21 protein-coding genes are annotated in these 22,443 nt (G+C 68.8%); 12 read left to right on the forward strand and 9 right to left on the reverse strand.

Features of this window, described 5'->3' with window-relative positions; genetic code table 11:
* Nucleotides 1-49: 49 nt before the first annotated feature.
* From ACZ5ZX_RS02895 to ACZ5ZX_RS02910, 4 genes are all read left to right on the forward strand, one after another.
* Entirely contained in the window at nucleotides 50-934 is an 885-nt protein-coding gene (locus ACZ5ZX_RS02895) for a DUF5926 family protein (RefSeq protein WP_465500365.1), read from the forward strand.
* A 77-nt stretch (nucleotides 935-1,011) separates the two neighbouring features.
* Nucleotides 1,012-1,365, forward strand: a complete 354-nt coding sequence (locus ACZ5ZX_RS02900; protein ID WP_465500366.1) for a DUF952 domain-containing protein — start codon at nucleotides 1,012-1,014, stop codon at nucleotides 1,363-1,365.
* A gap of 205 nt (nucleotides 1,366-1,570) precedes the next feature.
* The gene (locus ACZ5ZX_RS02905; protein ID WP_465501021.1) at nucleotides 1,571-2,083 is read left to right on the forward strand and encodes a SigE family RNA polymerase sigma factor; all 513 of its coding nucleotides are present in this window, start codon (nucleotides 1,571-1,573) and stop codon (nucleotides 2,081-2,083) included.
* 2 nt (nucleotides 2,084-2,085) lie between these two features.
* Nucleotides 2,086-2,919: a hypothetical protein gene (locus ACZ5ZX_RS02910; RefSeq protein WP_465500367.1), complete on the forward strand. Its 834-nt coding sequence runs from the start codon at nucleotides 2,086-2,088 to the stop codon at nucleotides 2,917-2,919.
* 81 nt (nucleotides 2,920-3,000) lie between these two features.
* Here the strand turns inward: ACZ5ZX_RS02910 and ACZ5ZX_RS02915 are convergent, their stop codons facing one another.
* From ACZ5ZX_RS02915 to ACZ5ZX_RS02925, 3 genes are all read right to left on the reverse strand, one after another.
* Nucleotides 3,001-3,552: a ferritin gene (locus tag ACZ5ZX_RS02915; protein ID WP_465500368.1), complete on the reverse strand. Its 552-nt coding sequence runs from the start codon at nucleotides 3,550-3,552 to the stop codon at nucleotides 3,001-3,003.
* A 156-nt stretch (nucleotides 3,553-3,708) separates the two neighbouring features.
* Nucleotides 3,709-4,920, reverse strand: a complete 1,212-nt coding sequence (locus ACZ5ZX_RS02920; protein ID WP_465500369.1) for an arginine deiminase — start codon at nucleotides 4,918-4,920, stop codon at nucleotides 3,709-3,711.
* Nucleotides 4,921-4,933: 13 nt separating this feature from the next.
* The gene (locus ACZ5ZX_RS02925; protein WP_465500370.1) at nucleotides 4,934-5,731 is read right to left on the reverse strand and encodes a CPBP family intramembrane glutamic endopeptidase; all 798 of its coding nucleotides are present in this window, start codon (nucleotides 5,729-5,731) and stop codon (nucleotides 4,934-4,936) included.
* A gap of 147 nt (nucleotides 5,732-5,878) precedes the next feature.
* Between ACZ5ZX_RS02925 and ACZ5ZX_RS02930 the strand changes: the two genes are divergently transcribed.
* The gene (locus tag ACZ5ZX_RS02930) at nucleotides 5,879-6,340 is read left to right on the forward strand and encodes a PPOX class F420-dependent oxidoreductase (RefSeq protein WP_465500371.1); all 462 of its coding nucleotides are present in this window, start codon (nucleotides 5,879-5,881) and stop codon (nucleotides 6,338-6,340) included.
* Here ACZ5ZX_RS02930 and ACZ5ZX_RS02935 read toward each other — a convergent pair.
* Nucleotides 6,337-7,128 carry a DUF2470 domain-containing protein gene (locus ACZ5ZX_RS02935; RefSeq protein ID WP_465500372.1) on the reverse strand — a complete coding sequence of 264 codons (792 nt, stop codon included), beginning with the start codon at nucleotides 7,126-7,128 and terminating at the stop codon, nucleotides 6,337-6,339. The two genes, ACZ5ZX_RS02930 and ACZ5ZX_RS02935, sit on opposite strands and share 4 nt — an antisense overlap.
* 95 nt (nucleotides 7,129-7,223) lie before the next feature.
* On the opposite strand from ACZ5ZX_RS02935, the gene ACZ5ZX_RS02940 reads away from it, so the two are divergent.
* On the forward strand, nucleotides 7,224-8,231 hold the full coding sequence (locus tag ACZ5ZX_RS02940) for a hypothetical protein (RefSeq protein WP_465500373.1): 1,008 nt from the start codon (nucleotides 7,224-7,226) through the stop codon (nucleotides 8,229-8,231).
* A gap of 34 nt (nucleotides 8,232-8,265) precedes the next feature.
* On the opposite strand, the gene ACZ5ZX_RS02945 is transcribed toward ACZ5ZX_RS02940, so the two are convergent.
* From ACZ5ZX_RS02945 to ACZ5ZX_RS02955, 3 genes are all read right to left on the reverse strand, one after another.
* The gene (locus tag ACZ5ZX_RS02945; protein WP_465500374.1) at nucleotides 8,266-9,006 is read right to left on the reverse strand and encodes a hypothetical protein; all 741 of its coding nucleotides are present in this window, start codon (nucleotides 9,004-9,006) and stop codon (nucleotides 8,266-8,268) included.
* An 11-nt stretch (nucleotides 9,007-9,017) separates the two neighbouring features.
* A complete protein-coding gene (locus tag ACZ5ZX_RS02950) occupies nucleotides 9,018-10,835 on the reverse strand; it encodes a substrate-binding and vWA domain-containing protein (RefSeq protein ID WP_465500375.1) in 1,818 nt (605 codons plus the stop codon).
* A 119-nt stretch (nucleotides 10,836-10,954) separates the two neighbouring features.
* Complete coding sequence (locus tag ACZ5ZX_RS02955) at nucleotides 10,955-12,127, reverse strand: homogentisate 1,2-dioxygenase (protein WP_465500376.1); 1,173 nt, start codon at nucleotides 12,125-12,127, stop codon at nucleotides 10,955-10,957.
* An 85-nt stretch (nucleotides 12,128-12,212) separates the two neighbouring features.
* Here ACZ5ZX_RS02955 and ACZ5ZX_RS02960 point away from each other — a divergent pair, with 85 nt between their 5' ends.
* On the forward strand, nucleotides 12,213-13,067 hold the full coding sequence (locus tag ACZ5ZX_RS02960; RefSeq protein ID WP_074038226.1) for a hypothetical protein: 855 nt from the start codon (nucleotides 12,213-12,215) through the stop codon (nucleotides 13,065-13,067).
* Nucleotides 13,064-13,702, forward strand: coding sequence for an IclR family transcriptional regulator (locus ACZ5ZX_RS02965; RefSeq protein WP_465500377.1), 639 nt, complete (start codon nucleotides 13,064-13,066; stop codon nucleotides 13,700-13,702). The genes ACZ5ZX_RS02960 and ACZ5ZX_RS02965 overlap by 4 nt, the downstream gene beginning before the upstream one ends.
* A gap of 4 nt (nucleotides 13,703-13,706) precedes the next feature.
* Here ACZ5ZX_RS02965 and ACZ5ZX_RS02970 read toward each other — a convergent pair whose 3' ends face one another.
* Together ACZ5ZX_RS02970 and ACZ5ZX_RS02975 are read right to left on the reverse strand one after the other, a co-directional pair.
* Complete coding sequence (locus ACZ5ZX_RS02970; RefSeq protein ID WP_465500378.1) at nucleotides 13,707-14,378, reverse strand: DUF998 domain-containing protein; 672 nt, start codon at nucleotides 14,376-14,378, stop codon at nucleotides 13,707-13,709.
* An 88-nt stretch (nucleotides 14,379-14,466) separates the two neighbouring features.
* Nucleotides 14,467-15,054: a TMEM165/GDT1 family protein gene (locus ACZ5ZX_RS02975; protein WP_465501022.1), complete on the reverse strand. Its 588-nt coding sequence runs from the start codon at nucleotides 15,052-15,054 to the stop codon at nucleotides 14,467-14,469.
* 185 nt (nucleotides 15,055-15,239) lie between these two features.
* On the opposite strand from ACZ5ZX_RS02975, the gene ACZ5ZX_RS02980 reads away from it, so the two are divergent.
* The 4 genes from ACZ5ZX_RS02980 (at nucleotide 15,240) to cydD (ending at nucleotide 22,441) form a co-directional block, all read left to right on the forward strand.
* Entirely contained in the window at nucleotides 15,240-16,193 is a 954-nt protein-coding gene (locus ACZ5ZX_RS02980) for a S41 family peptidase (RefSeq protein ID WP_465500379.1), read from the forward strand.
* 81 nt (nucleotides 16,194-16,274) lie between these two features.
* Complete coding sequence (locus tag ACZ5ZX_RS02985; RefSeq protein ID WP_465500380.1) at nucleotides 16,275-17,786, forward strand: cytochrome ubiquinol oxidase subunit I; 1,512 nt, start codon at nucleotides 16,275-16,277, stop codon at nucleotides 17,784-17,786.
* A 399-nt stretch (nucleotides 17,787-18,185) separates the two neighbouring features.
* Complete coding sequence (gene cydB / locus ACZ5ZX_RS02990) at nucleotides 18,186-19,193, forward strand: cytochrome d ubiquinol oxidase subunit II (protein WP_465500381.1); 1,008 nt, start codon at nucleotides 18,186-18,188, stop codon at nucleotides 19,191-19,193.
* The gene (cydD, locus tag ACZ5ZX_RS02995; RefSeq protein WP_465500382.1) at nucleotides 19,190-22,441 is read left to right on the forward strand and encodes a thiol reductant ABC exporter subunit CydD; all 3,252 of its coding nucleotides are present in this window, start codon (nucleotides 19,190-19,192) and stop codon (nucleotides 22,439-22,441) included. The genes cydB and cydD overlap by 4 nt, the downstream gene beginning before the upstream one ends.
* Nucleotides 22,442-22,443: the final 2 nt, after the last annotated feature.

Here is a 22,443-nt window from a genome sequence, read left to right on the forward strand (position 1 = left end):
CTCCGCCCTTCCCGCGATAGCGTTCCCACCGAGCTTTGAGGAGGCTGACGTGGGCAAGGGTTCGCGCAAGAAGGGTCCCAAGACGACCTCGGACCGCAAGCCGAAGGTGCGCGACGTCTTCGTCGGCCAGCCCTTCGAGGGTCTCGCGGCGGAGACCGAGCTGATCGCGCTGCGCGAGTTCGTGCCCTCGGCGACGGCGTCGCTCAAGCTGGCGGGCTCCGACGAGAAGGTCACCCTCGGCACGGTGCTGCCGATGGCGGCGGCCGCGTTCGTCCGCTCCGACGGCGAGCGCTACGTCGGGATGCAGGTGCAGACCCGGTCTTCGGACATCAGCCGCGACCTCGGCCGCGCGCTCCAGTGGGTACTGGACGCCAAGGAGGGTGACGTCCTGTCCGTGCCGGACACCACGACGCCGCCCACCGCCGACGAGAAGGCCCGTCTGCAGGACCTGCTCGACACGGGCGTCGAACTCGACGTCACGCTCTACAACGACTTCGCCTGGTGGCTGCCCGAGGACGCCGACGCCAGCGGCGACGTGGCGTTGTCCCTCGAGCGCGCCAACGCGGCGATCATGCCGACCGAACGCCTCGGCGCGGGTGCGTACTGGGTGCTCGCCGGCGAGAAGGCGCATCTGCGCTGGGTCCGCCCCGAGCCGGAGAACCTGCTGCTGCAAGCGCTTGCGCGGCTGTCCGCGGCCGGTGAACTGAACCTCGGCGAGGGCTCCCGCTACGCCGGTTCGTTCCGCGCGCACGGACTGCTCGTCCCGGTGTGGGACCTCGACCCCGAGGCCCACGCGCGCGAATGGGCCGACGCGAAGGACCAGCTCGGCGTCCGGCTCGAAGCCGCGCTGAAGTCCCTCGACACCGAGCCGCTCAACGCCACCGAGCGCCGCTCGCGCGACGGCCTGATCGGCCGCCAGCTCACCATCCGCTGACCCCTCGCGTTTTCGTCCTCTGGCTGCGGTAGTCGCGATCACCGCGTCCAGAGGACGAAATGCGTCAGGATGGTCGCGTGATCCTTCATATCTGCGCGCGGGACGACTGGGCGGCGGTGCCGGAAGGCGGCGTCTACATCGCTCCGTCCCTCGACTCCGACGGCTTCATCCACTGCTCGGACCCGGGAACCGCGCATATCCCCGCCAACGCCGTCTTCCCCGGCCGCACCGATCTCGTGCTGCTGGAGATCGACCCGGCGCTCGTCGGCGCGCCCGTCGTCTGGGAGGACGGCGACCCGCCGCATCCGGCCGGGATCCAGTTCCCGCACGTGTACGGACCGATCCCGCGTAACGCTGTGGTGGCCGTACACGAATTCCCTGTTCGGGGGGACGGTTCGTTCAGAATTCCCGACTCCTTGTCGAGACGTTGAGGCGGGCAACTCCTCATCCGTATGGGCGTCTCTCGAACTAGTTCGCGGTAAGAGACAACCTGCGGGGGCGGCCATGCGTGTCGGGAGAGGTGAGCCGGCTGATCCTGGCCGAGTGACCCCGGGAGGAGGCGATACGGTGACCGCTGCCGCGACGGTCATCTCGGGGACGGATGTCTGGGTGTCCGGCGAGACCCGAGGGAGGGACGTGCCGGGTGAGCTCACCGACTTCGGCGACTTCGTGCGGGCGAGCCTGCCGGGTCTGCTGAGGTACGGTCACGCCCTCACCGGGAATCCGCACGACGCCGCCGACCTGGTCCAGACGGTGCTGGAGAAGATCGGCTCCCGCTGGTCCTACGTCCAGCACAAGACCGGCGATCCGATGGCCTACATCCGCCGTTCGATGGCCAACGCGCATGTCAGCCGGTGGCGCCGGACCAAACGGGAGAACCTGGTCGCCGACCTGCCGGACACGCAGCCGTACAGCCAGTCCGACCCGTTCGAGCACGAGCCGCTGTGGCAGGCGTTACGGGCGCTGCCGCCGAGGCAACGAGCGGTGATGGTGCTGCGTTATTACGAGGGACTGTCCGAAGCGGAGATCGCGGACTCGCTCGGCATCAGCCAGGGCACCGTGAAGAGCCAGGCGAGCAAGGCGATCACGTCGTTGCGGACGAAGCTGGCGTTGATCGAGCCCAAGGGTGAAGGGAGGGAAGCGGGATGAACATGTCCGAGGAGGATGTGCAGCAGAAGCTGCGCGACCTGTTCTCAGACGAGCGGCTGGGCGCGTCGTCCACGCTGAATCCCGAAACGATCGTGGCGGGCGCCAAGCGTCGTCGCCGCCGCCGTCAGGTGATGCAGACGACGACCGGGATGGCCGCCGCGGTCGTCATGCTGGGTGGCGGGCTCACGGTCTTCACGATCCACGACACGGACAACGGCGCGGCCTTCCCCGGTGATCAGCTCAGCTTGGGGGCGTCTTCGCCGAGCCTGATGCCGCCGGGGCCGGCGAGCCCGGCACCACCGGTGTCCTCGTCGGCGCCGCCGACGAGCCAGGTGTCCACGCCGCCGCCGTCGACGGCCCCCGATGGGCCCGCGAAGCCGCCGAAGACCACCGCGGCCACGAAGCCGCCCGCGCAGGGCAAGGTGACCACGGGCGCGCTGCTGACCGCCACCGGCTTCGGCAAGCTCCGGCTCGGGATGAGCGAGTCCGAGGCCGAGGCCGCCGTCGGGCCGCTTCGGACGAAGGAGGTCCGGGGAGCCTGCACGTACGGCTACGCGGAAGGATCCGCCGTTCCGGGGCCGACGTCCGTTTCGCTGACCGAACGCGACGGGATCACCGTCATCAACCCGGCAGGCACGGTGCACACGCCGGAGGGGATCGGGGTCGGCTCGACCGAGGCGGAGATCCTCGCGGCCTATCCCGGCAGCACGAAAGACGGCGCCGCCTACGTCGCGCCCGCCGGCGCGGTGAGCGCGTACCGCATCTTCGTGTCCAAAGACGGATCCGCCGTCAGCATCCTGCTGACCAGCCTCGACCAGGGCTGCCAGTTCAGCTGAGCCGTCCCGGACGCGGAAAACCCGGGCCGCTCCAAGGGGGAGGGCCCGGGTTTTCCGTGTGGTGGGAGAGCGGTCAGTGCGTCAGAGCGCCCCGCCCGCGACCGGGGGCATCCCCGAGTCGGCTCCGCTGTCACCGATGGACTCGCGGTGCAGGTGGTTCTCCACCTCGAACAGGTTGCCGTCGGCGCGTTTGACGATGTTGAGCAGCGTGGACATCTGGGAGATCTCTTCGACCTGCTCCTTGAGGAACCACTGCGTGAACTGCTCGCCGATGAAGTCTTCTTCGTCGCGGGCGGCCTTGGCCAGCTGCTGGATGTCGGTCGCCACGTCCTTCTCCTGCTGCAGCGCGAGCTCGATGAGCTCGGTGACGTCGGAGAAGGTGTTGCGCACGTCGCCGGTGCCGGGGATCTCCACGTGGTGGTCGGTGTCCAGCATGTACTGGACCAGCGCCATCGCGTGGTTGCGCTCCTCGACGGACTGCTTGTAGAAGTGCTTCGCGAGCTGCGGCAGGTCCTCGGCGTCGAACCAGACCGCCAGCGCGATGTACTGCTGGGAGGCGTTGAACTCGTTGTGGATCTGCGCCTGCAGCAGTTCATAGAACTTCGAGCGCGGTTGCTTCTTGATGAGGGCCATGCATTCGACAATACGTGATCCGCTATTCGATTTCCACTTTTACCTGGTGATCTACCCCCTATTAGGTTAGTATTCCCAATACTAGGTCCACCTCAATTAAGTAAGCCTTCCCTAATCAATGGAAATCAATTAGGGAAGGCTTACTTAATTTCTGTTTCAGATGCTTTCGCGTCGGATCGGGCACGACATGCAGCGCGGCCCGCCGCGGCCGGAGCCCAGTTCGGAGCCGGTGATGGCCAGTACCTCGATGCCCGCATCCTCAAGCCTGGCATTGGTTTCCACGTTGCGTTCGTAGCCGACGACGACGCCGGGGGCGAGCGCGAGCGTGTTGTTCCCGTCGTCCCATTGCTCGCGTTCCGCGGTGACCGGATCGAGTCCGGTGTCGATGACGCGAAGCCGGTCGATTCCCATCGCTTCGGCGGCCGCGGTGAGGAATGGTGCCGGTCCTTCCACCTTCATGGAACCGTCGTCGGTCGGCCGCATGGTGAACGCGGTGAGCGAATCGCGGGAAAGCGGATACATGACGACGGCGTCGGCGGCGACCATCGTGCAGACGGTGTCCAGATGCATGGTCGCGCGGGTCTGCTGGATCGGGACGGCCAGCACGGTATGCGCGATCCCGTCGGCGAACACCGACCGCGCCAGCGATTCCGCGCCGGCCGCGGTGGTCCGCTCGCCGACCCCGATCGCCAGGACGCCCGGCGAGAGCAGCATGACGTCGCCGCCCTCGATCGGCGCCGAATGCGCGCCGTACGCGCGCGACGCGTGGCGGAACCACGGGTGATAGGCGTAGATCAGGTCCAGTACCGCGGTCTCGCGGACACGGGCGGGCATGGTGAGCGAGGACACCGCGACGCGGTCGCCGATCCACGCCGACGAGTCACGGGTGAACAGCAGGTTCGGCAGCGGATCGACGGCGAAGTCGTTCGGGTGGTTCATAAGCCGGACCAGCGAGACCCCCTCGGCGGCGGGCAGTTCTTCGAAGGTCATCCCGGCCATCAGTACTTCGGCGAGCACCTCGGGGGAGACGCTCGACAGATGGGAACGCAGCGAATCGGCCAGGTCGACGCCGAGCCGTCGCTCGTCGACCGCCGCGTGCACGCCGGCGGCGTGGGCACGGGTGTCGCCGAGCGCCGTGCGCAGCGCGTCGGCCAGCAGCAGTACCTCGACACCGCGGCCGCGGAGCACCTCGGCGAACGCGTCGTGTTCCTCCTGCGCGCGGTCCACCCAGGGGATGGAATCGAACAGGAGCTGGTCGTTGTTGCGAGGCGTGAGCCTTTTGAGCTCGTTGCCGGGCCTGTGCAGCAGCACCGCACGCAGGGGGCCGACTTCGCTGTCAACTCGGGGTGGAGTCGTCTCGTCAATCACCGGTTCACAGTAGCTAGGGAAGCCAGGAAACTCGCCCCTTGAGCAGCGCGTATCCGACGAACGAAACGAAGTCGAGCGCGGTGTGCGCGGCGATCAGCGGCCACAGCCGGTTCGTCTTCTGCCACAGCCTGCCGAACACCAGGCCCATCACGACGTTGCCGACGAAACCGCCGAAGCCCTGATACAGGTGATAAGAGCCGCGAAGGACCGAGGACGCGACCAGTGCGGTGTTCTCGCGCAGCCCGAGCTGCCGCAGCCGGGTCAGCAGGTAAGCGACGACGAGTACCTCTTCGGCGAACGCGTTCCCGAACGCCGACAACGTCAACGTGATCGGTCGCCACCACGTCTCGCCCAAAGTGGACGGTTGCACCGAGAGGCTGAACCCGAGGCTGTAGGACAGGAAGTACAGCCCCAGCCCCGGGATCCCGATCGCCGCGGCGAGCAGGAGGCCGGTGGCGATGTCACGGCCGGGGCGCTGCCGGTCCAGCCCGATTTGCGCGAGTTTCATCCCGCCACGCCACAACAGGTACAGCCCGAGCGCGCCCCAGCCGACCAGCTGGCCCGCGCTCAGCAGTTGCTTGAGCAGATCGACCAGGCTCAGCGTCGCCTGGGGGACGTTGAGCTGGGCCTGCTGCTGCGCCAGCGGAACCGGCTGCAGCAGCGAGTCCACAAGGGACAGCAGGCTGCGCAGCCCGGACAGGCCGAGGGTGATTCCGAAGACGACGACCAGTTCGATGACGATCGCGCGGCGGCGCGCCGGATCTTCCACGAATTCCGGCAGCGCCGGGCGTTCGGGACGCAGCCAGCTCATCCGCCGCACGCTACCTTGCCGCCTTTCGAGAGCTGAAGGACGCTTTCGCCGCATGACATGCGGTAAAGGGAGCCTTCGCCGCATGACATGCGGGCATGGTTCCCTTCAGCCCCGGCCGGGTGATCGTCGGCACGCTACCGTCGAGTCATGCCAAGGAGCATCGCGACCAACGAAACCGTCGACCGTGCCGCGCTCGTCGACTTCCTGACCACCCGCCACCGCGCCATCCTGATGACCACCAAGGCCGACGGCGGCCCGCAGCTCTCGCCGGTGACCTGCGGCGTCGACGGCGAAGGCCGCCTCGTCATCTCCACGTATCCGAAGCGCGCGAAGGTCGTCAACATCCGACGTGAGCCGAAGGTGTCCGCCTGTGTCCTCTCCGACGAGTGGAACGACCGGTGGGTACAGCTGAACGGCACCGCCGAAGTCCTCGACCTCCCCGACTCGGTCGAGCCGCTGGTCGACTACTTCCGCGCGATCTCGGGGGAGCATCCCGACTGGGACGAGTACCGCGAAGCGATGGTGAAGCAGGGTAAGAGCATCATCCGCGTCACCATCGAATCCTGGGGTCCGATCGCCAAGGGCGGCTTCCCGGCGGAACTGGCCTAACCCTCCGAAAAGAACGGGCAGCCGATCAGGCGGCGGATCTCGGCCGCGAGCTGCGGCGGCCCGTCGACCGGACGCGAGAACGCGAGCCGGACGTCGTGGTCGCCGGATTCGGCCTCGACCCGCAGCCGCAGCCCGTAGCGGTCCAGCCCGAGCGGCCGGATCCGCCCGCCGCGCAGTGCGGTGGGGACATGCTTGGCGAGCTGCTGGACGACGTCCGCGTGATCGGTCTCCAGATGCCGCAGCCAGCCCGCCTCGTAGTCGTGGAACGGATCCGGCGGCGCGGCGCTGAACATATGCGGCCGGAGCGAGTGGGTGCCCTCGGCGTCCGCGAGCACCAGGGACGCCGGGGTCAGCCTCAGCAGCGTCAGGCCGTGTCCGACGTCGAGCAGGCGCTCGTCCGGCCGGGTTTCGGCGATGGTGACCGCGCGGGCGCGGGCGGAGACCTCGGAGAGCGGGCGGAGCCAGCCGGTGATCCACAGCAGCCCGCGGACGGGTTCGCGGAGGTCGACCGGGGCCTGGTCGGTCAGCTCCACCATCACCGCGAGCTCGCCGCGCTGGGCCTCGTGCGAGCGTTTCACCAGGTGGTGCTCGTCCGGCAGCAGGATGCTGACGCTGCCGCTCGTGTGCACGTGGTGCAGGACGGGGATGGCGCGGCCGTACTGTCCTGGCTGGTCACGCTGTTCGGCGGTCGGGGTCAGCGTCGCCGGTCCGTTGCGGGTGGCGATCGTCTTCGCTCGTTCCGCGGGGTTCGGCGCCGGCGGGCGGCGAATGGACGTGGGTGTGGTCACGGCTCACCTCCTAAGTTAGGTGAGCCTAACCTGATTTACGCGTCGAACGGAAGTAGTCTCGATCACGTTCCCGCTCACCCGTATACGTTGACCAGGTGGAAGACCGAAGAATCGGGGTGCTCGAACCACCCGAAGGGATTCCGGCGAAGAACATGCCGATCCTGGTGAACACGCTCGACCGTTCGGCCGCCACCGCGGGCACGCTGGCCTTCACCACCGGACTGCTCGTCGTGCTGGGTGCCGTCCTGCTGATCAAGGGCCGGTTCGGGATCGCCGTGCCGGTCTTCCTTCTCGTCTACATGGCACCCGTTACCGTCTACTACGGCTTACTCGCGGTCGCCGGATCCTTGTCGATGCGGAAGCTCGTCCACAACCCGTTCCGCCTGGTGAACGGGCTCGACGGCGCCGTCGTCGCCGGTGCGAAGGTGAGCGTGCCGCTCGACGGACGCTGGCTGGTCGTACAGCTGCCTGCCCCGCTTCGCGCACAACTCGCGGCACAGCGAAGGCTGTGGGTGCTGGGCCGGTTCGTCATGCTTCCCGGCGTCATCGCCGCCCGGCGCGGCTCGTTCCGCGACGCTCCGCCGAAGGGCTCGACGCCGTTGGGCGCGGAGCCGGTCTCGCCGGGACGGATGCTTTCGCTGCAACGACGGCTACTGGCGTCGTACTACCTCATCGCCGCAGCGCTCGCCCTGGTGGCGGCTGCCTTCTCGGTCTGGGTGGCCATCGATTTCCCGGTCCGGCGCAGCGTCCTCGTGCTGGACGCGCAGGTCTTCGCGGGTCTCTGCTTGCTGGCGACGATCGGCCTCGCCATCGCGGCGCTCGTGCTGTCCAGGCCGATGCCCGAACCACGATGGACCGAGCTGTTCGTGGTGTCGGGACCGGCGTCGGCCAACCTCTTCGGCATGGTCACCGTGAAGGGCCGGACGGTCTTGCCGGACGGCCGCGAGGTTTCGGTGCGGGCGGGCGGTTCCGATCCCTCGCTCGCCGCCAACATCGCCGCCACCGGACAGCTCTGGGTACTCGGCGTGCCGGTGGCCGGGAAGACCGCGAAGGCCGGAGTTCCCGGTCACGCGGTTTTCGGGCCGGTCAAGTTCGGGCGGTGACGAACGTGAGTGGACGACCACCCCGACCGATGGTTCAGCTGAGGGAACGCCGCGTCGCCTCCTCGGTCTCCACGACACCTCGCCGGATCCCTTCCAGCTGATCGCTCAGCTCGCCGATCGTGGTGGTGTCGAGTAGCGAATCACCGGTGGCGGCCGACAATTCGGCCGCCCTGGCGACGAGGCCGTCGAGGCCGAGCGCGCCGGATCGCAGCTGTGCCAGCAGTTTCCGCTGCGCGCTCGAAAGCCGGGCATGGACGTCTTCCTGTGCCTGCACGGCTTCGAGCGACTGGAGCAGGTCGCCGCGGATGTCGTCGTCGGCGGTCTTCAGTTCCTTCCGCAGCCTGGCCTTCTCGGCGGCGACCGCGGACGCGTCCACCCGCGCGAGCGCCTTTCCGGTGGCGGACGTACGGCCGGCCAGGCGCCGGAGGGTGTCGACGGTCTCCCGCACCACCGGTTCCATGTCGGCGACCCGGTCGGCGAGCGGGCCGGTGTCCAGCGAAGCGGAGATCGACTCGAACCCGGTCGCCGCTGCTTCGGCGCGCCGAAGCCATTCCGCTTCGGGAGAGCCCGGTTCGACGTCGGCGGGCACCCGCTCCTCGGGCTCCGGCGCGGGATTCGCGCGGGAGGCGGCGGCGATCCCGGCACGGGCGGCGAGCACGGTCACGCCGACGCCGAGCGCGGCGACCACCGGCAGTTGCACCGCCCAGGCCGCACCCGCCGACGTCGCCGCGAGGAGCAGGCCCCACGGTTCGGCTAGCTCACGGACGAAGCGCATGACCGAGGATCTCAGAAATTCGAGATCACGGCGGTGAAGACCTGGTCGATCGAGTCCGGTTTGGACGAGTCGTATCCCACGCCCTGCGTCGTCTCGGCGATCTCCTTGAGGATGCCGAAGTCCGCGTCCGCGCCGTAGGCGATGGTGAACATCCGCACCGCCTCCCCACCGCCCTCGGTCCGCAACCGCCCGACGAGGTTGGGCAGATCGATCCCGCCCGGATCCTCGTTCCGGCCGTCGGTCAGCACGACGACGGCGTTGATCGCGTTCGGATCCAGCCGCTGCTTCATGAACTCGTAGGCCGCGAGCGACGAATCGTAGAGCCCGGTCCCGTTCTGCGGGGTCAACCCGTTCAGCCGCGACGCCAGCTCCTGCCTGCCCGGCTCACCGCCGATCGGGGTCACCGGCCGCAGCTCCATGTAGTCCTTGTCGCCGTCCAGCCGTGTCGAGAACATCCACAACCCGACCTTGTCCGCGTCGCTGAACTGCGGCAACGACGTCACGGCCGCTTGTTTCGCGAGATCCATCTTGTTCTTGCCCGTCCCGCTGACGCCGTCGCCCATCGAACCGGAGACGTCGACGACCAGCAGCACGTTCGCCTTCTTCCGCAGGTCCTTCCAGGACTTGAGGACTTCGGCGAGCACCGGCGGGCTCGGCGGCCGGATCAGGTTGAGCTTCGCGTCCGGCTGGGCGCCGTTGTCCGAAGTGGTCTGCGAGCCGGGCTTGCCGTCGAACGTCCGGAAGCCGATGTCGCTGAACTTCTGCTGTGCCTCCGCGCCGCGAAGGTGCGCGAGGAAGTCCGCGGCGACCTGCTTGTGGATGTCGTCGGCCCAGTTCAGCACGGTGAACGGGTGATCGGAGTTGAGCGTGCCGTCACTCGGGTAGATCCCGACGAGCGGCACCTTCGGCGGCGCGTGCTGCCCGCGCTTCGCCGGATCGTTGGTCGGATTTCCCTGGTTGTAGCCGACGAGCGAGTTCTCCTCGACCGTCACCGCCGAGATGTACGACAACGCGGCGCCGCGATCGTCGGCCTTCTGCAGATTCGTCAGGAAGGTCAGCGTGTTGTCGCCGTAGTGGACGATGGCCTGCTCGACGTTCTGCACGAACGTCCGCGCCTCCGGCTTGGCGAGCGCGTTCGCGGTGAGGTCCGAAGAGGTGCCCGTCGCCGCGTAGTAGGCGCCGATCGTGGCGTTGAGCCCGGAGGTCGAGATGTTCGGGTTCGTCTTGCCCAGCCGGAACCGGCCCCATTCCGGATGTCCGTATTTCGCCCAGCCCTGCGGATCGGTGGCGAGCGCGGCGAGATCCTTCCAGCCGATGCCCTTGCCGGGCCAGCCGAGCGCTTCGGCCATCGGCTTCGGCATGGCGACGACCAGCGGCGCGTTCGCGACCGACTCCGGGTCGCCCTCGGGCACCAGCGCGGGATGGTCGGTGCCGGTGAGTTGCTGGCGCAGCAGGTTCACCCAGCCCGACGCGGCAGGCGTCCAGACGTCCGGGCGCGGTCCGTCCACCGCCTCGTTCCAGCCGCGGCCGAGGGCCTGCATCGCGGTGCCGGAGGACTTCGACTGCACGAGGACGTCGACGCAGTGACCGGCCACCGTACGGCCGCTGTAGCCCTTGGCGATCTCGGTGACCACGCCCGCCTTCTCCGGCGACGAGGACACCTGCAGCTTGACCGCGTCACCGGTCGCGCATTTCGCTTCCACCGGATCCTCGCCGGAGTCGCTGGTGAGCGCGCGCAGCCCGATGATCAACCCGATCGCGACCACCGCCGCGGCCACGAACGCCAGGACCTTGCGGCCGCCGCGTGACTGACCGGGATTCACGACCATGGAGAACCTCCAGCGGTGGGAACACCGATTATCCGGAGGTTTCGCCTTGCCGGGCTTGGCGTTGCCGAACCGTTGCGGCCATGGCGGTACTTATCCCGCCATGGCCGCGACGGGGAAAATCAGGCGCCGGGGCCCCGGCCGGACCAGGTCCACGCGTAACCGGGGTCCTCCGAAGCGTCGGCCGCCTCGCCGAGGTCCAGCGGCGCGAAGGTGTCCACCATGACCGCGGTCTCGTCGAAGAACTGGGCCCCGATCGACGCCTCCGCCGCGCCGGGCTGCGGCCCGTGGGTGAAGCCGGACGGGTGCAGCGAAAGCGAGCCGACCTCGATCCCGGAACCCTTGCGCGCCTCGTAGTTCCCACGGACGTAGAACATCAGCTCGTCGGAATCGACGTTCGCGTGGTTGTACGGCACCGGGATCGACTCGGGGTGGTAGTCGACCTTGCGCGGGCAGAACGAACAGACGACGAAGTTGGGGCCCTCGAAGGTCTGGTGCACGGGCGGCGGCTGGTGCACGCGACCGGTGATCGGCTCGAAGTCGTCGATGTTGAACACCCACGGGTACAGGCAGCCGTCCCAGCCGACGACGTCGAACGGGTGGGTCGCGTAGGTGTAGCGCGTCAGCCCGGCGCGGTGCCGCACGAGGACCTCGACATCGGTGCCCTCGGCCAGCATCGGTTCGGCCGGGCCGCGGATGTCGCGTTCGCAGTACGGGGAGTGCTCCAGGAACTGGCCCTTCGCCGACAGGTACCGCTTCGGCGGGCCGATGTGGCCGCGCGCCTCGATGGTCAGCAGCTTGACCCCGTCGTCGTGGGGGAGCACGCGGTAGGTGCACGACGTCGGGATGACGAGATAGTCACCGTCACCGACCTCCAGTGCGCCGTAGATCGTCTCGACGGTCGCGCTGCCGCCCTGCACGTAGAAGAGCTCATCGCCGGCGGCGTTGCGGTACAGCGGCGAAGGACGCGTCGCGTGGACGAAGCCGATGGTGACGTCGGCGTTGCCGAACAGCCGCCGCCGGTCGGTGACCGCGTCGGCGTCGCCGAACTTGAGGTCCTGTGTCTTGAAGGCGCGGGGTTTGAGCGGATGGTTCGGGCTGATCGGGCCGCGGTCGTCCTCGATCGCGACGGCGTCGACGATCGCGGTGGGCAGGCCGCGGTGGTACAGCAACGCGGAGTCCGCCGAGAACCCCTCGACACCCATCAGTTCCTCGGCGTACAAGCCGCCGTCGGGCTTGCGGAACGCGGTGTGGCGCTTGTGCGGGATCTCGCCTACCTGCCGGTAGTAAGGCATCGGATTCTCCCCGGAACGTGTCCGTTGTGCGAACGATTTTGTCCTTATGTCGTACGCTACTAGCGTGTCAGTCGTGTCAAGCGCTGTGGAACTCACGCCACCCGGCCCCCGAGGAATCCCTCCCCTGTTCGCGCGGCTCGTCGACGACTCGGCGTTGTTCCCGCCCGGCGAGGCGTCCATGCCCGAAGCGCTGCGTGCGCACTTCGCGTCGAGGTCCGGTGAACACTCCGGCGTCCTCGGTGTGTTCCTGTGCCAGGCGTCGAGGCTGCCCGAGCTCATCACCGAACTGATCAAGATCAAACCCAAGGAACCGCTGCCGCTGTCGCTGATCATCGACACCGGTCTCGGCGGTGTTCCCAAGGCGATTTCGATCGTCGAATCGCGCAGCGAGATCCTCGCGCTGCGGATGGTCGAGATGCCGGCGCCGTCGGACGTCGACGAAGTCTGGTTGGAGCGCGTCTCCGAGTTCGTGCCCGAAGACGTCATCCGCGTGGTCGAGCCGCGGCGCGGGGTCGGCTGGCTCGACGGCGTGCGGAAGGTGATCGAGCACGGCAGCTGGCCGAAGATCCGCTGCGGCGGCCAGGCAGGCGAAAACTTCCCCAGCGTCGACGAGGTCGCCGACTTCCTGTCGGTGGTCAGCGGCGAGACGGGGGCGTCGTTCAAGGCGACGAACAGCCTCCATCGCGCCGTCCGGCATACCGACGAAACCAGCGGTTTCACCCACCACGGGTTCCTGAACCTGATCGTGGCGTCCGCGCGGTGCCTTTCCGGCGGAGACGTGCGCGCCGCGCTCGAGTCGACCGACGGTGCCGCGCTGGCCGCCGAAGCCAAGGGCCTCTCGGACCCGGCCGCGAAGGCCGTTCGCGGGCTCTTCGCCTCCTACGCGGCGGCGTCGTTCGACGAGCCCGTCGCCGACCTCGGGGAACTCGGGCTCTTGTGACTCGCGAAGGGTCGCTGACCCTGGACAGAGGGCTGGCGCTGCTGCAGGCCGTGGCGGACGCCGGTGGTGAGGCGGCGACGATCTCCGAACTCGCCGTCGCCATCGGCGCGAGCCGTGCCGCCGTCTACCGGCTGCTGGTCCCGCTGTCCGAACGCGGCCTGGTGTGGCGTGACGGCAACAAGGTACGGCTGGGTGTCGGCCTGCTCCGGCTCGCCGGGCAGGTCCTCCCGCAGCTGCGCGAGGCCGCCAGGCCCGTGCTGCGCGAACTGGCGGAGAAGGTCGGCGCGACGGCGCATCTGTCGGTCGCGCAGGGCGACCAGGCGCAGGCCGTCGCCGTCGTCGAGCCCTCATGGACGAGCTTCCACGTCGCCTACCGTGTCGGCACGCGCCATCCGCTGTCGGCAGGCGCGGCGGGCAAGGCGATGACCCTGCGTCCCGGCGGCGAAGGCTGGGTGACCTCGACCGGTGAACTGGAGGCAGGCGCGTCCGGTGTCGCCGCGCCGGTGCGCGGGGTGCCGGGACTGCGCGCCAGCGTCGGCGTCGTCTCCCTGGAGCCGCTGGACGCCGGCGTGGTGGGTCCCGCGGTCGTCGCGGCGGCCGTCCGGCTGGCCGAGGTACTGAAGCAGCCCGAGTAGCCGCTCAGCGGTTGCTGAGCAGCGGGCGCACCATCGTCGCCAGCAGCGTGAGGTCGACCGCGAACAGGAGCCGCTCGAACAGGCCGAGCGTGACCTCTTGGTGCGAGGGTCCGGTGAGCATCGTCCAGACGAATCCGCCGAGCACGATCACCACGGCGGCGAAACTGGCCACCGAGAGCCGCCGGATCGTCGTGCGGCGCGGCTCCCATGGGCAGCGCGCCCGGCCTGGGCGGGTCAGCACCCAGGCGGCGGCGGGAAGCGCGAGGAACGCCGTCAGCGCGGCGTAGTTGTGGATCTGCCCGGCCAGCGAACGGGCCTGGCCCTCGGGGTCGACGGGGACGAGCGCGAGGACGAACAGCCCGGTGCACCAGACGCCGAGCAGGGCGAGGACGGACCGGTAACCGGTGCGATGCGCCTTCGCGATGCCGCCGAGCAACGCGAGCGAACCGAAGCCCAGCGCCAGGCACATCGCACCGAACAGCGGCGCCGCCGTCGAACCGGGCGAGAGATAGCCGTAGACGTACTCGGACAGGGTCTGCCAGATGGGGCTGACCTGGCTGGACAGCCGCAGGTGCAGGTCGATCGAGATGGCGACGGCGACGGCCATGCCGAAGATCGCGAGCCTGCCGTGCACCGGGGAGACGGCACGGGCCGCGAGGATCTTGGGCGAGGTCACGACCGGTTTCTCCAGGCACGTCGGGGCGGGTGTTCACCTTTTCGTTTCCGAAAGGTTACCCGGCGAACCTGTGAAAAACCCGTGCGCCTCAGAACGCGAGCTGGGCCAGCGCGAACAGTGAGAAGCCCGCGAAGACGAAACCCGCCACACGCTGGATGAGCTTCGGGCGGATGCGGCTGCGGACCTTGGCGCCGATGAAGACGGCGAGACCGGCGACGGCGACCAGTGCGACGAAGGAGCCGAGCGCGACCGCGAACGGGTTGCCGAAGCGGGCGGTGAGGCTGGCTGTCGCGAGCTGGGAGGCATCACCCCACTCGGCGGCGAACAGCACGCCGAACGACGTCAGCGCGGAGCGGAAGAAGGTCGCGGGGCTCGGCCCGGAACGCGACGCGTCCTCTCCGCCGTCCTTGCCGGGCTTGAACCCTTCGCGAAGGAGCATGTACGCGCCGATACCGAACATCGCGGCGACGATCGCGGTGACCAGTGCCTCCGGCAGCAAAGTGAGCACACTGCCGAACGTGGCGGCGATCGCGCATTGCACGGCGAACGCCGCGGTGACCCCGGCGAATACCGGCCATGCCCGGAAACGGGTGGTCAGAACCAGTGTGGCGACCAGTGTCTTGTCCGGCAGTTCCACGGCCAGTACCAGGCCAAAAGCGCTGATGAGCGCCAGTATCGAACTCGACATGGTGATTGCCACCCCTTTCACTGCAACGATAAAGGGGCGATTCAGGAAAGGGCAAGCTGATGGCTTTTCCGAATTGCACGGCATGTGCGAGCGAATTGTATTTCGCGGCAGGACGGAAAGGAGTTTTCGGCAAACCGAATTCTTTTTTCAGGCTCTGCTGGTAGCGTTCGATCATGGCTGGAAGAGCGCGTATCGACGAGGTGTGCAGGCGGCTACGGGAGCACTACGTCTTCCCCGACGTCGCCGAGAAGCTGGCCGTGTTCCTGCAGGCGAGGCTGGGTGACGGCGCGTACGCGGGGCTCGACGACCAGGCGTTCGCCGTCGCGGTGACGGAGGATCTGCAGTCGGTCAACGGGGACAAGCATCTGCGGCTACGGCATCACGTCGACCCGCTGCCGGAGGTGGACGGGGAGTCGTTCGACCCCGAGGACTACCGGCGTGAGGCGGAACTGAACGGTCACGGCATCGCGTCGGCGCGCCGGCTGGCCGGGAACGTCGGTTATCTGGAGACCAAGCTGTTCTACGGGGCGGACATCGCCGGTGAGTCGCTGGCCGCGGCGATGACGTTGCTCGCGAAGACCGACGCGCTGATCATCGACGTCCGGGAGAACCGGGGCGGCGACCCGATGGCGGTCGCGCTGCTGATCAGTTACCTGGTCGACGAGCCGACGCATTACAACAGCATCTATCTGCGCGACGGTGACGTGACCAACCAGTTCTGGACGCTGCCGTACGTACCGGGCCGCAAGTTCGGCGCGGGCAAGCCGGTGTGGGTGCTGACCGGGCCGACGACGTTCTCCGGCGCCGAGGACCTGAGCTACTCGTTGCAGCAACTGGGGCGGGCGAAGACGGTCGGCGCGGTGACCGGTGGCGGGGCGAACCCGCGCCGACAGTACAAAGTGGACACCCACCTGGATGTCACCGTCCCGGGTGGACGGGCCGTGAACCCGGTCACGGGGACCAATTGGGAAGGCGTCGGGGTCCGGCCCGACATCGCCGTGGACGTCGAGGCCGCTTTCGACACGGCATACGCGTTGGCGCTGGCCCACGTGCTGACGCTGGGGGATTCGGGGGTGCGTCGGCAGGTCGCCGACGAGGCGCGCCTCACGCTCGCGAGCTTCGGCTGAGCCTGCCGCGGGACCTACGTCCCGGAGAGATCGGGACCACTTGAACTGGCGGGCCCACCTCGGGTTGAGCAGGCTTGAGGCGTGGAGGTACTCGATCTCGCTCGGTGGCAGTTCGGCATAACCACCGTCTATCACTTCCTGATGGTCCCGCTGACCATCGGGCTTTCGGTACTGGTCGCCGGGATGCAGACGGCGTGGGTCCGGACAGGTGAGCGGCGCTATCTGAAGATGACCAAGTTCTGGGGGAAACTCCTGCTGGTCAACTTCGCGATGGGCGTGGTCACCGGGATCGTCCAGGAGTTCCAGTTCGGGATGAACTGGAGCGCGTACTCGCGGTTCGTCGGGGACGTTTTCGGCGCGCCGCTGGCGATGGAAGGGCTTGTCGCGTTCTTCGTCGAGTCGACCTTCCTCGGCCTGTGGATCTTCGGCTGGGACAAGCTCCCGAAGAAGGTCCATCTGGCGTGCGCCTGGGCGTATTCACTGGCGACCGTGGCTTCCGCGTACTTCATCCTGGCCGCGAACTCGTGGATGCAGCATCCGGTCGGCGTCGAGTTCGTCGACGGGAAGCCGACGATGAACTCGATCTGGGCGGTGCTGACGAACAACACCGCGCTGGCCGCGATCCCGCACACGATCGCGGGCGCCTTCTCGGTGGCGGCGGCGTTCCTGGTCGGGATCGCCGGCTGGCAGTTGTGGCGCAAGCGTTCGGAGGACGACGAGCACCGCGCGGTGTGGCGTTCCTCGGTGCGGCTCGGCGGGTGGGTCGGCGTGGTGGCGTTCGCGGTGCTGGCGATCACCGGTGACGTGCAGGGCAAGCTGATGTTCGAGCAGCAGCCGATGAAGATGGCGTCGGCGGAAGCGTTGTGCCACACGGAGAAACCGGCGAGTTTCTCGATTCTCGCGATCGGGGACGTCCGAGGCGCGAACTGTGAGGACGTCAAGACGTTCACCGTGCCGGCGTTGCTCTCGTTCTTGGCGCACAACGACTTCTCGACCGAGGTCAAGGGTGTGGAGAACCTGGTGACCGAATACCAGGCGAAGTACGGGACGAACTACCCGGACGACCCGCAGCTGGGCTCGCTCGCCGGCAAGCCGATCGACTACGTGCCCAATCTGCCGGTGACCTACTGGGGCTTCCGCGCGATGATCGGCTTCGGCGCGATTTCGGCGGGGATCGGGCTGCTCGCGCTGTGGCTGACCCGGCGGGGGCGGATCCCCGGGCAACGCTGGTTCCCGTGGCTCGTGCTCGGCGGGATCGCGACGCCGTTCATCGGCAACAGCGCCGGCTGGATCTTCACCGAGATGGGTCGTCAGCCGTTCGTGGTGGTGCCGAACCCGACCGGGGTCGACGGCGTGTGGATGTTCACCGCCAACGCGGTCTCGAAGTTGTCCACAGGCGAGGTGTGGACGTCTTTGATCGCTTTGACGACCGTCTACGCCGTGCTCGGCGTTGTCGAGGTCTTCCTGATCCGCAAGTACGTGCGCGGCGGTGTCGACGCCGTCATGCCACCCAAGAAAACATCGTCTACCAGCAAGAACGGCGACTCCGAAGGCGGTGACAGCGATGACGAAGCACTCGCCTTCGCCTACTGATCGCCTCTTTACCTCACCTACCCAGCCCCCCGCCCTTCCCGGGGGACGGCCCCGCACCCAGCGTATCGGGAGTATCGCTCAGGTGGGTTACCCACAGGCGATCTGTGGACAACTTGCCCGGTTGTGGATAACTCAGGGCGACGGGGGTTGGAGGGGCCGGTTCGGTCGGCGGCTCGTGGTACGGGCCGGGCATGGTGCGGGACAGCGTGCGGGGCGGCGGGCTGACGGGGCCCTTCGCCGCATCTCATGCAGCGAAGGCTCCTTTCACCGCGTCGCACGCGGGGAAAGCGTCCTTCAGCTCCCCCAAGTGACCCAAGCGGCCCAAGCGACCCAAGCGACCCAAGTCACCGAAGAAGCAACCGAAGCGCTCGGAGTGAACGAAGCGAGCAGGAGCACCCGATGACCCTCGAAACGATCTGGTTCTGCGTCATCGCCCTCTTCTGGCTCGGCTACCTCTTCCTCGAAGGTTTCGACTTCGGCGTCGGCATGCTCATGCCGGTCCTCGCGAAGGACAACACCGAGCGCCGCGTCATGGTCAACACGATCGGCCCGGTCTGGGACGGCAACGAGGTCTGGCTGATCGTCGCCGGCGGCGCGATGTTCGCCGCGTTCCCCGGCTGGTACGCGTCGCTGTTCTCGGCCGCGTACCTGCCGCTCCTGGTCGTCCTGCTCGCGCTCATCGGCCGCGGGGTCGCGTTCGAATACCGCGGCAAGGTCGACTCCGACCGCTGGCGCCGCAACTGGGACCGCGTGATCGGGCTCGGCTCGTGGATCCCGCCGTTCGGCGTCGGGCTGCTGCTCGCGACCACCGTCCTCGGCCTCCCGCTCGACGCCGACGGCGACCGGGTGGGCGGCGCGTTCGCCGCCATCCGCCTCGAAACGCTGCTCGGCGCGCTCGCGGTCGTCGGATTCTCACTGGTCCACGGCGCCGCGTTCCTCGCGCTCAAAACCGAAGGCGACCTCCGCCACCGGGCGCGGAACCTGGCCACCCGCCTCCTGCCGGTCGCGCTGTTGCCGCTGCTCGCGTTCCTCGTCCTCGTTCAGTTGCGCTCGGGCGACCTGTGGACGCTGCTCCTGATCGGCGTCGCGGTCCTCGCCGCGGTCCTCGCCTGGTTCAGGATCCGCATGGGCCGCGAAGGACAGGCTTTCGCCGCCCTGGGCGGGGTCATCGCCGCCTCGGCGGTCGCGATCTTCGTCGCGCTGTACCCGAACGTCCTTCCGTCCACTGTGGACCCGGCGAACACGCTGACCATCGCGGGCGAGGCATCGAGTCCGTACACCCTGACCGTGATGACCTGGGTCGCGCTGTTCGGTGCCCCCGCGGTGCTGATCTACCAGGGCTGGACGTACTGGGTGTTCCGCAAGCGCATCGGCACCAAGCACATTCCACCGGTGCACGCACCATGACCGAACTTCCCGGCCGCGACACCCTTTCCGCCAAGGAGTCCACAATGGACCCAGCGCGACCGGGGAAGGGTCCGCTCGGCGCGCTCGCCCCGCTTTCGGCGGCGGCGCGCCGGGCGTTGATCCTCAGCGGATTCCTCTCTTTCGTCAACGCCGCTTTGCTGGTGGGGCAAGCGTTCCTGCTGGCCGACATTCTCGCCGCGGTGGTCCGCGGGGCACCGGGCGACCGCACCGCCGGGTTGGCCGTGCTGCTCGCGCTGGTCGCGGGGCGCGCGCTGACCGGCTGGGCGGTGCGGGTCGTCTCCGCCCGCGCGGCGGCCCGCGCGAAAGAGGAACTGCGCGCCAAAGCCCTCGACCACGCTCTGAAACTCGGCCCGGAATGGATCGCCCGCCGCGGCCACGGCGAGCTGACGTCGTTGACCACCAAGGGACTCGACGCGCTCGACGCCTACTTCACCCAGTACCTCCCGGCGCTGGTCACGGCGGCGATCGTGCCGCTCGCGGCCGGTGTCGCGATTCTGTTCACCGACTGGCCGTCGGCCGTGCTCGTCGCGATCACCGTGCCGCTGGTGCCGCTGTTCGCCATCCTGATCGGCAAGCACACCGCCGAACGCGTCGCCGACGCCGCCGATGCCGAACACCGGTTGTCGGGACATCTGCTGGAACTCGTCCGCGCGCTGCCGATCCTCAGCGCGTTCCGCCGCGCCGAGGCGCAGGCCGAGACGGTCCGGAAGATCTCCGAACGCCATCGCCGTACGACGCTGAAAACACTGAAGGTCGCGTTCGCGTCGGCGTTCGCGCTGGAACTGATCGCGACGCTTTCGGTCGCGCTGGTCGCGGTCGTCATCGGCGTCCGGCTGGTCGACGGGGAACTGCCGCTGGCCATCGGGCTCGGCGTCCTGATCCTCGCGCCGGAGTGCTACCAGCCGCTGCGCGCGGTCGGCGCCGCGTTCCACGCCAGCGAAGACGGCGTCGAGGCCGTGCGCCGCGTCGCGGACGTGCTCGCGGAACCCCTGCCGCCCAACGGTTCCGAGACGCCGGCCAAGGGCGAGGTCCACGTCGAAGGCCTGCGTGTCGCGCGGCGAGGTGGATTCGCGCCGGACGGCGAGAGCTTCGCGGTCCGGCCAGGAGAAGTCGTCTGGCTGCGTGCGCCCAGCGGGGGCGGCAAGTCGACGACGCTGTCCGCGTTGCTCGGCTTCGTGCAGGCACAGGATGGGACGATCACCGTCGGCGGCACCAGTCTCGCCGACGCCGATCTCGACCGCTGGCGCGAGAACGTGGCGTGGGTGCCGCAGTCGCCGGTGTTCGGCGGGGGCACGGTCCGCGACGAGGTCGGCGCGGACGACATCCTCGACGAACTCGGGCTGAGCGGCCTGGCCGAACGCCCGGTGGCGAAGCTGTCGCAAGGACAACGCCAGCGGGTCGCGGTGGCGCGGGCCTTGGCGCGGGTCCGGACGGGTGCGTGGCTGCTTCTGCTCGACGAGCCCACCGCCCACCTCGACGAGGTCAACGCCGGACTCGTCATGGCCGCCGTCGCCAAGGCCGTCGGCAACGGTGCCGCCGCGATCATCGCCGCGCACGAACGTACGTCCGGTGTCGACATGTCGACTACGCGAGTGGTCGACGTCGGCGCCGCGGACGAGGAGCCCGTGGTCCGGCCGCTCCCGTGGCGCGATCTGCTGCACCGCAGGTTCTTCGGCGGCGCCTTGCTCGGCGCGGCCGCTTTGCTCGCCGGAGTCGCGCTGGCCGCGCTTTCGGGCTGGCTGATCGCGAAGGCGTCCCAGCAGCCGCCGATCCTGACCCTGACGGTGATGATCGTCGGTGTGCGGACGTTCGGCCTCGGCCGCGCGGGACTGCGGTACCTCGAACGGCTGGTCACGCACGACGCCGCGTTCCGGATCGCCGGACGGCTGCGGGTCCGGCTGTGGGAGTCGCTGGTCCGCCTCGGACCCGCGCGTGCGCTTCGCGCCGGTGAGGAACAGCGGCGGCTGGTCGGAGACATCGACACGGTGCGTGACCTGCTTCCCCGCGTGATCACGCCGTTGGTCGTCGTCACCTTGGTGGTCGTGGGTGCCGTCGCGGTGCAGACCGCCGTGCTGCCCGAAGCCGGGCTCACCCTGGCCGCGGCCATGCTGGTGAGCGCGTTCGCGCCGCTGCTCGCGCTACGGGCGGAACGCCGCGCGACCAGTGCGCTGGCCGCCGGACGGCGTTCGGTGTCGGCGCAGGTGCTCGGCCTGTTCGAAGCGGCCGCCGAGTTGATCGCGTTCGGAGCCGACAAAGAGCGTCGTCGCCACATCGCCACGACCGACGCCGCGTTGACCGCCGAAGCGCGGCGACAGGCCTTCGGCGCCGGTGCGGCCGACGCCCTGATCATCCTGGCGACGGGGGCCGCCACCGTCGTGAGCACCGGATTCGCCCTCACCGCCGTCGCCGTCGGCGCGCTGGACCCGGTCCTCGCACCTGTAGTCGGCTTGGTCCCACTCGCGCTGGCGGAGGTGCTCTCCCTGCTTCCGCCCGCCGCGCAGCACTGGGACACCCTGCGCCAGGCCCGTCTTCGCCTCGCCGCGTGCAATGAAAGGTCCTTTCCTGGCAAATTTCGCAAGGAAAGAGCCTTTCCTGGCACCGGCGGGGTGCGGATCCGCGACGCCGACCTCGGCTGGCCCGGCACGGAGCACCCCGTCCTCACCGGGGTCGACCTCGACATCGCGCCCGGTACGCATGTGGCCGTCATCGGCCCCAGCGGCGCGGGCAAGTCGACGCTCGTCGCCGCCCTGCTCGGTTTCCTCAAGCCGGGCAAGGGCGAGGTCGCCACTCCCGAGAACGTCGTCTGGGCGCCGCAAGAACCGATGCTCGTCTCGACAACGGTCGCCGAGAACCTGCGCCTCGCCAATCCGGCGGCGTCCGAGTCCGACCTCCGGAAAGCCTTGTACCAGGCCGTTCTGGAGGACGTCGAGCTCACCACCATGTTGGACAGCGCGGGCGCCGGGCTCTCGGGCGGGCAGGCGCAGCGGCTCGCGCTCGCGCGCGCCATGCTCGGCGCCGACCGGGCCGACCTGGTCCTGCTCGACGAACCGACCGCGCATCTCGACGAACCCACCGCGCGCACCGTCCGCGAACGCCTGGCCGAAGCCCTGGCGGGAAAGACCGTCGTCCACGTCACGCACAACGCTGCCGAAGCGGACGGCGCCGATGTGGTGCTGGAGGTACGAGAGGGTCGCGTCACAGCGCGCGCACGGGCCGGAGCGGGCTAATG

This window comes from Amycolatopsis sp. NPDC033938 (assembly GCF_055575975.1).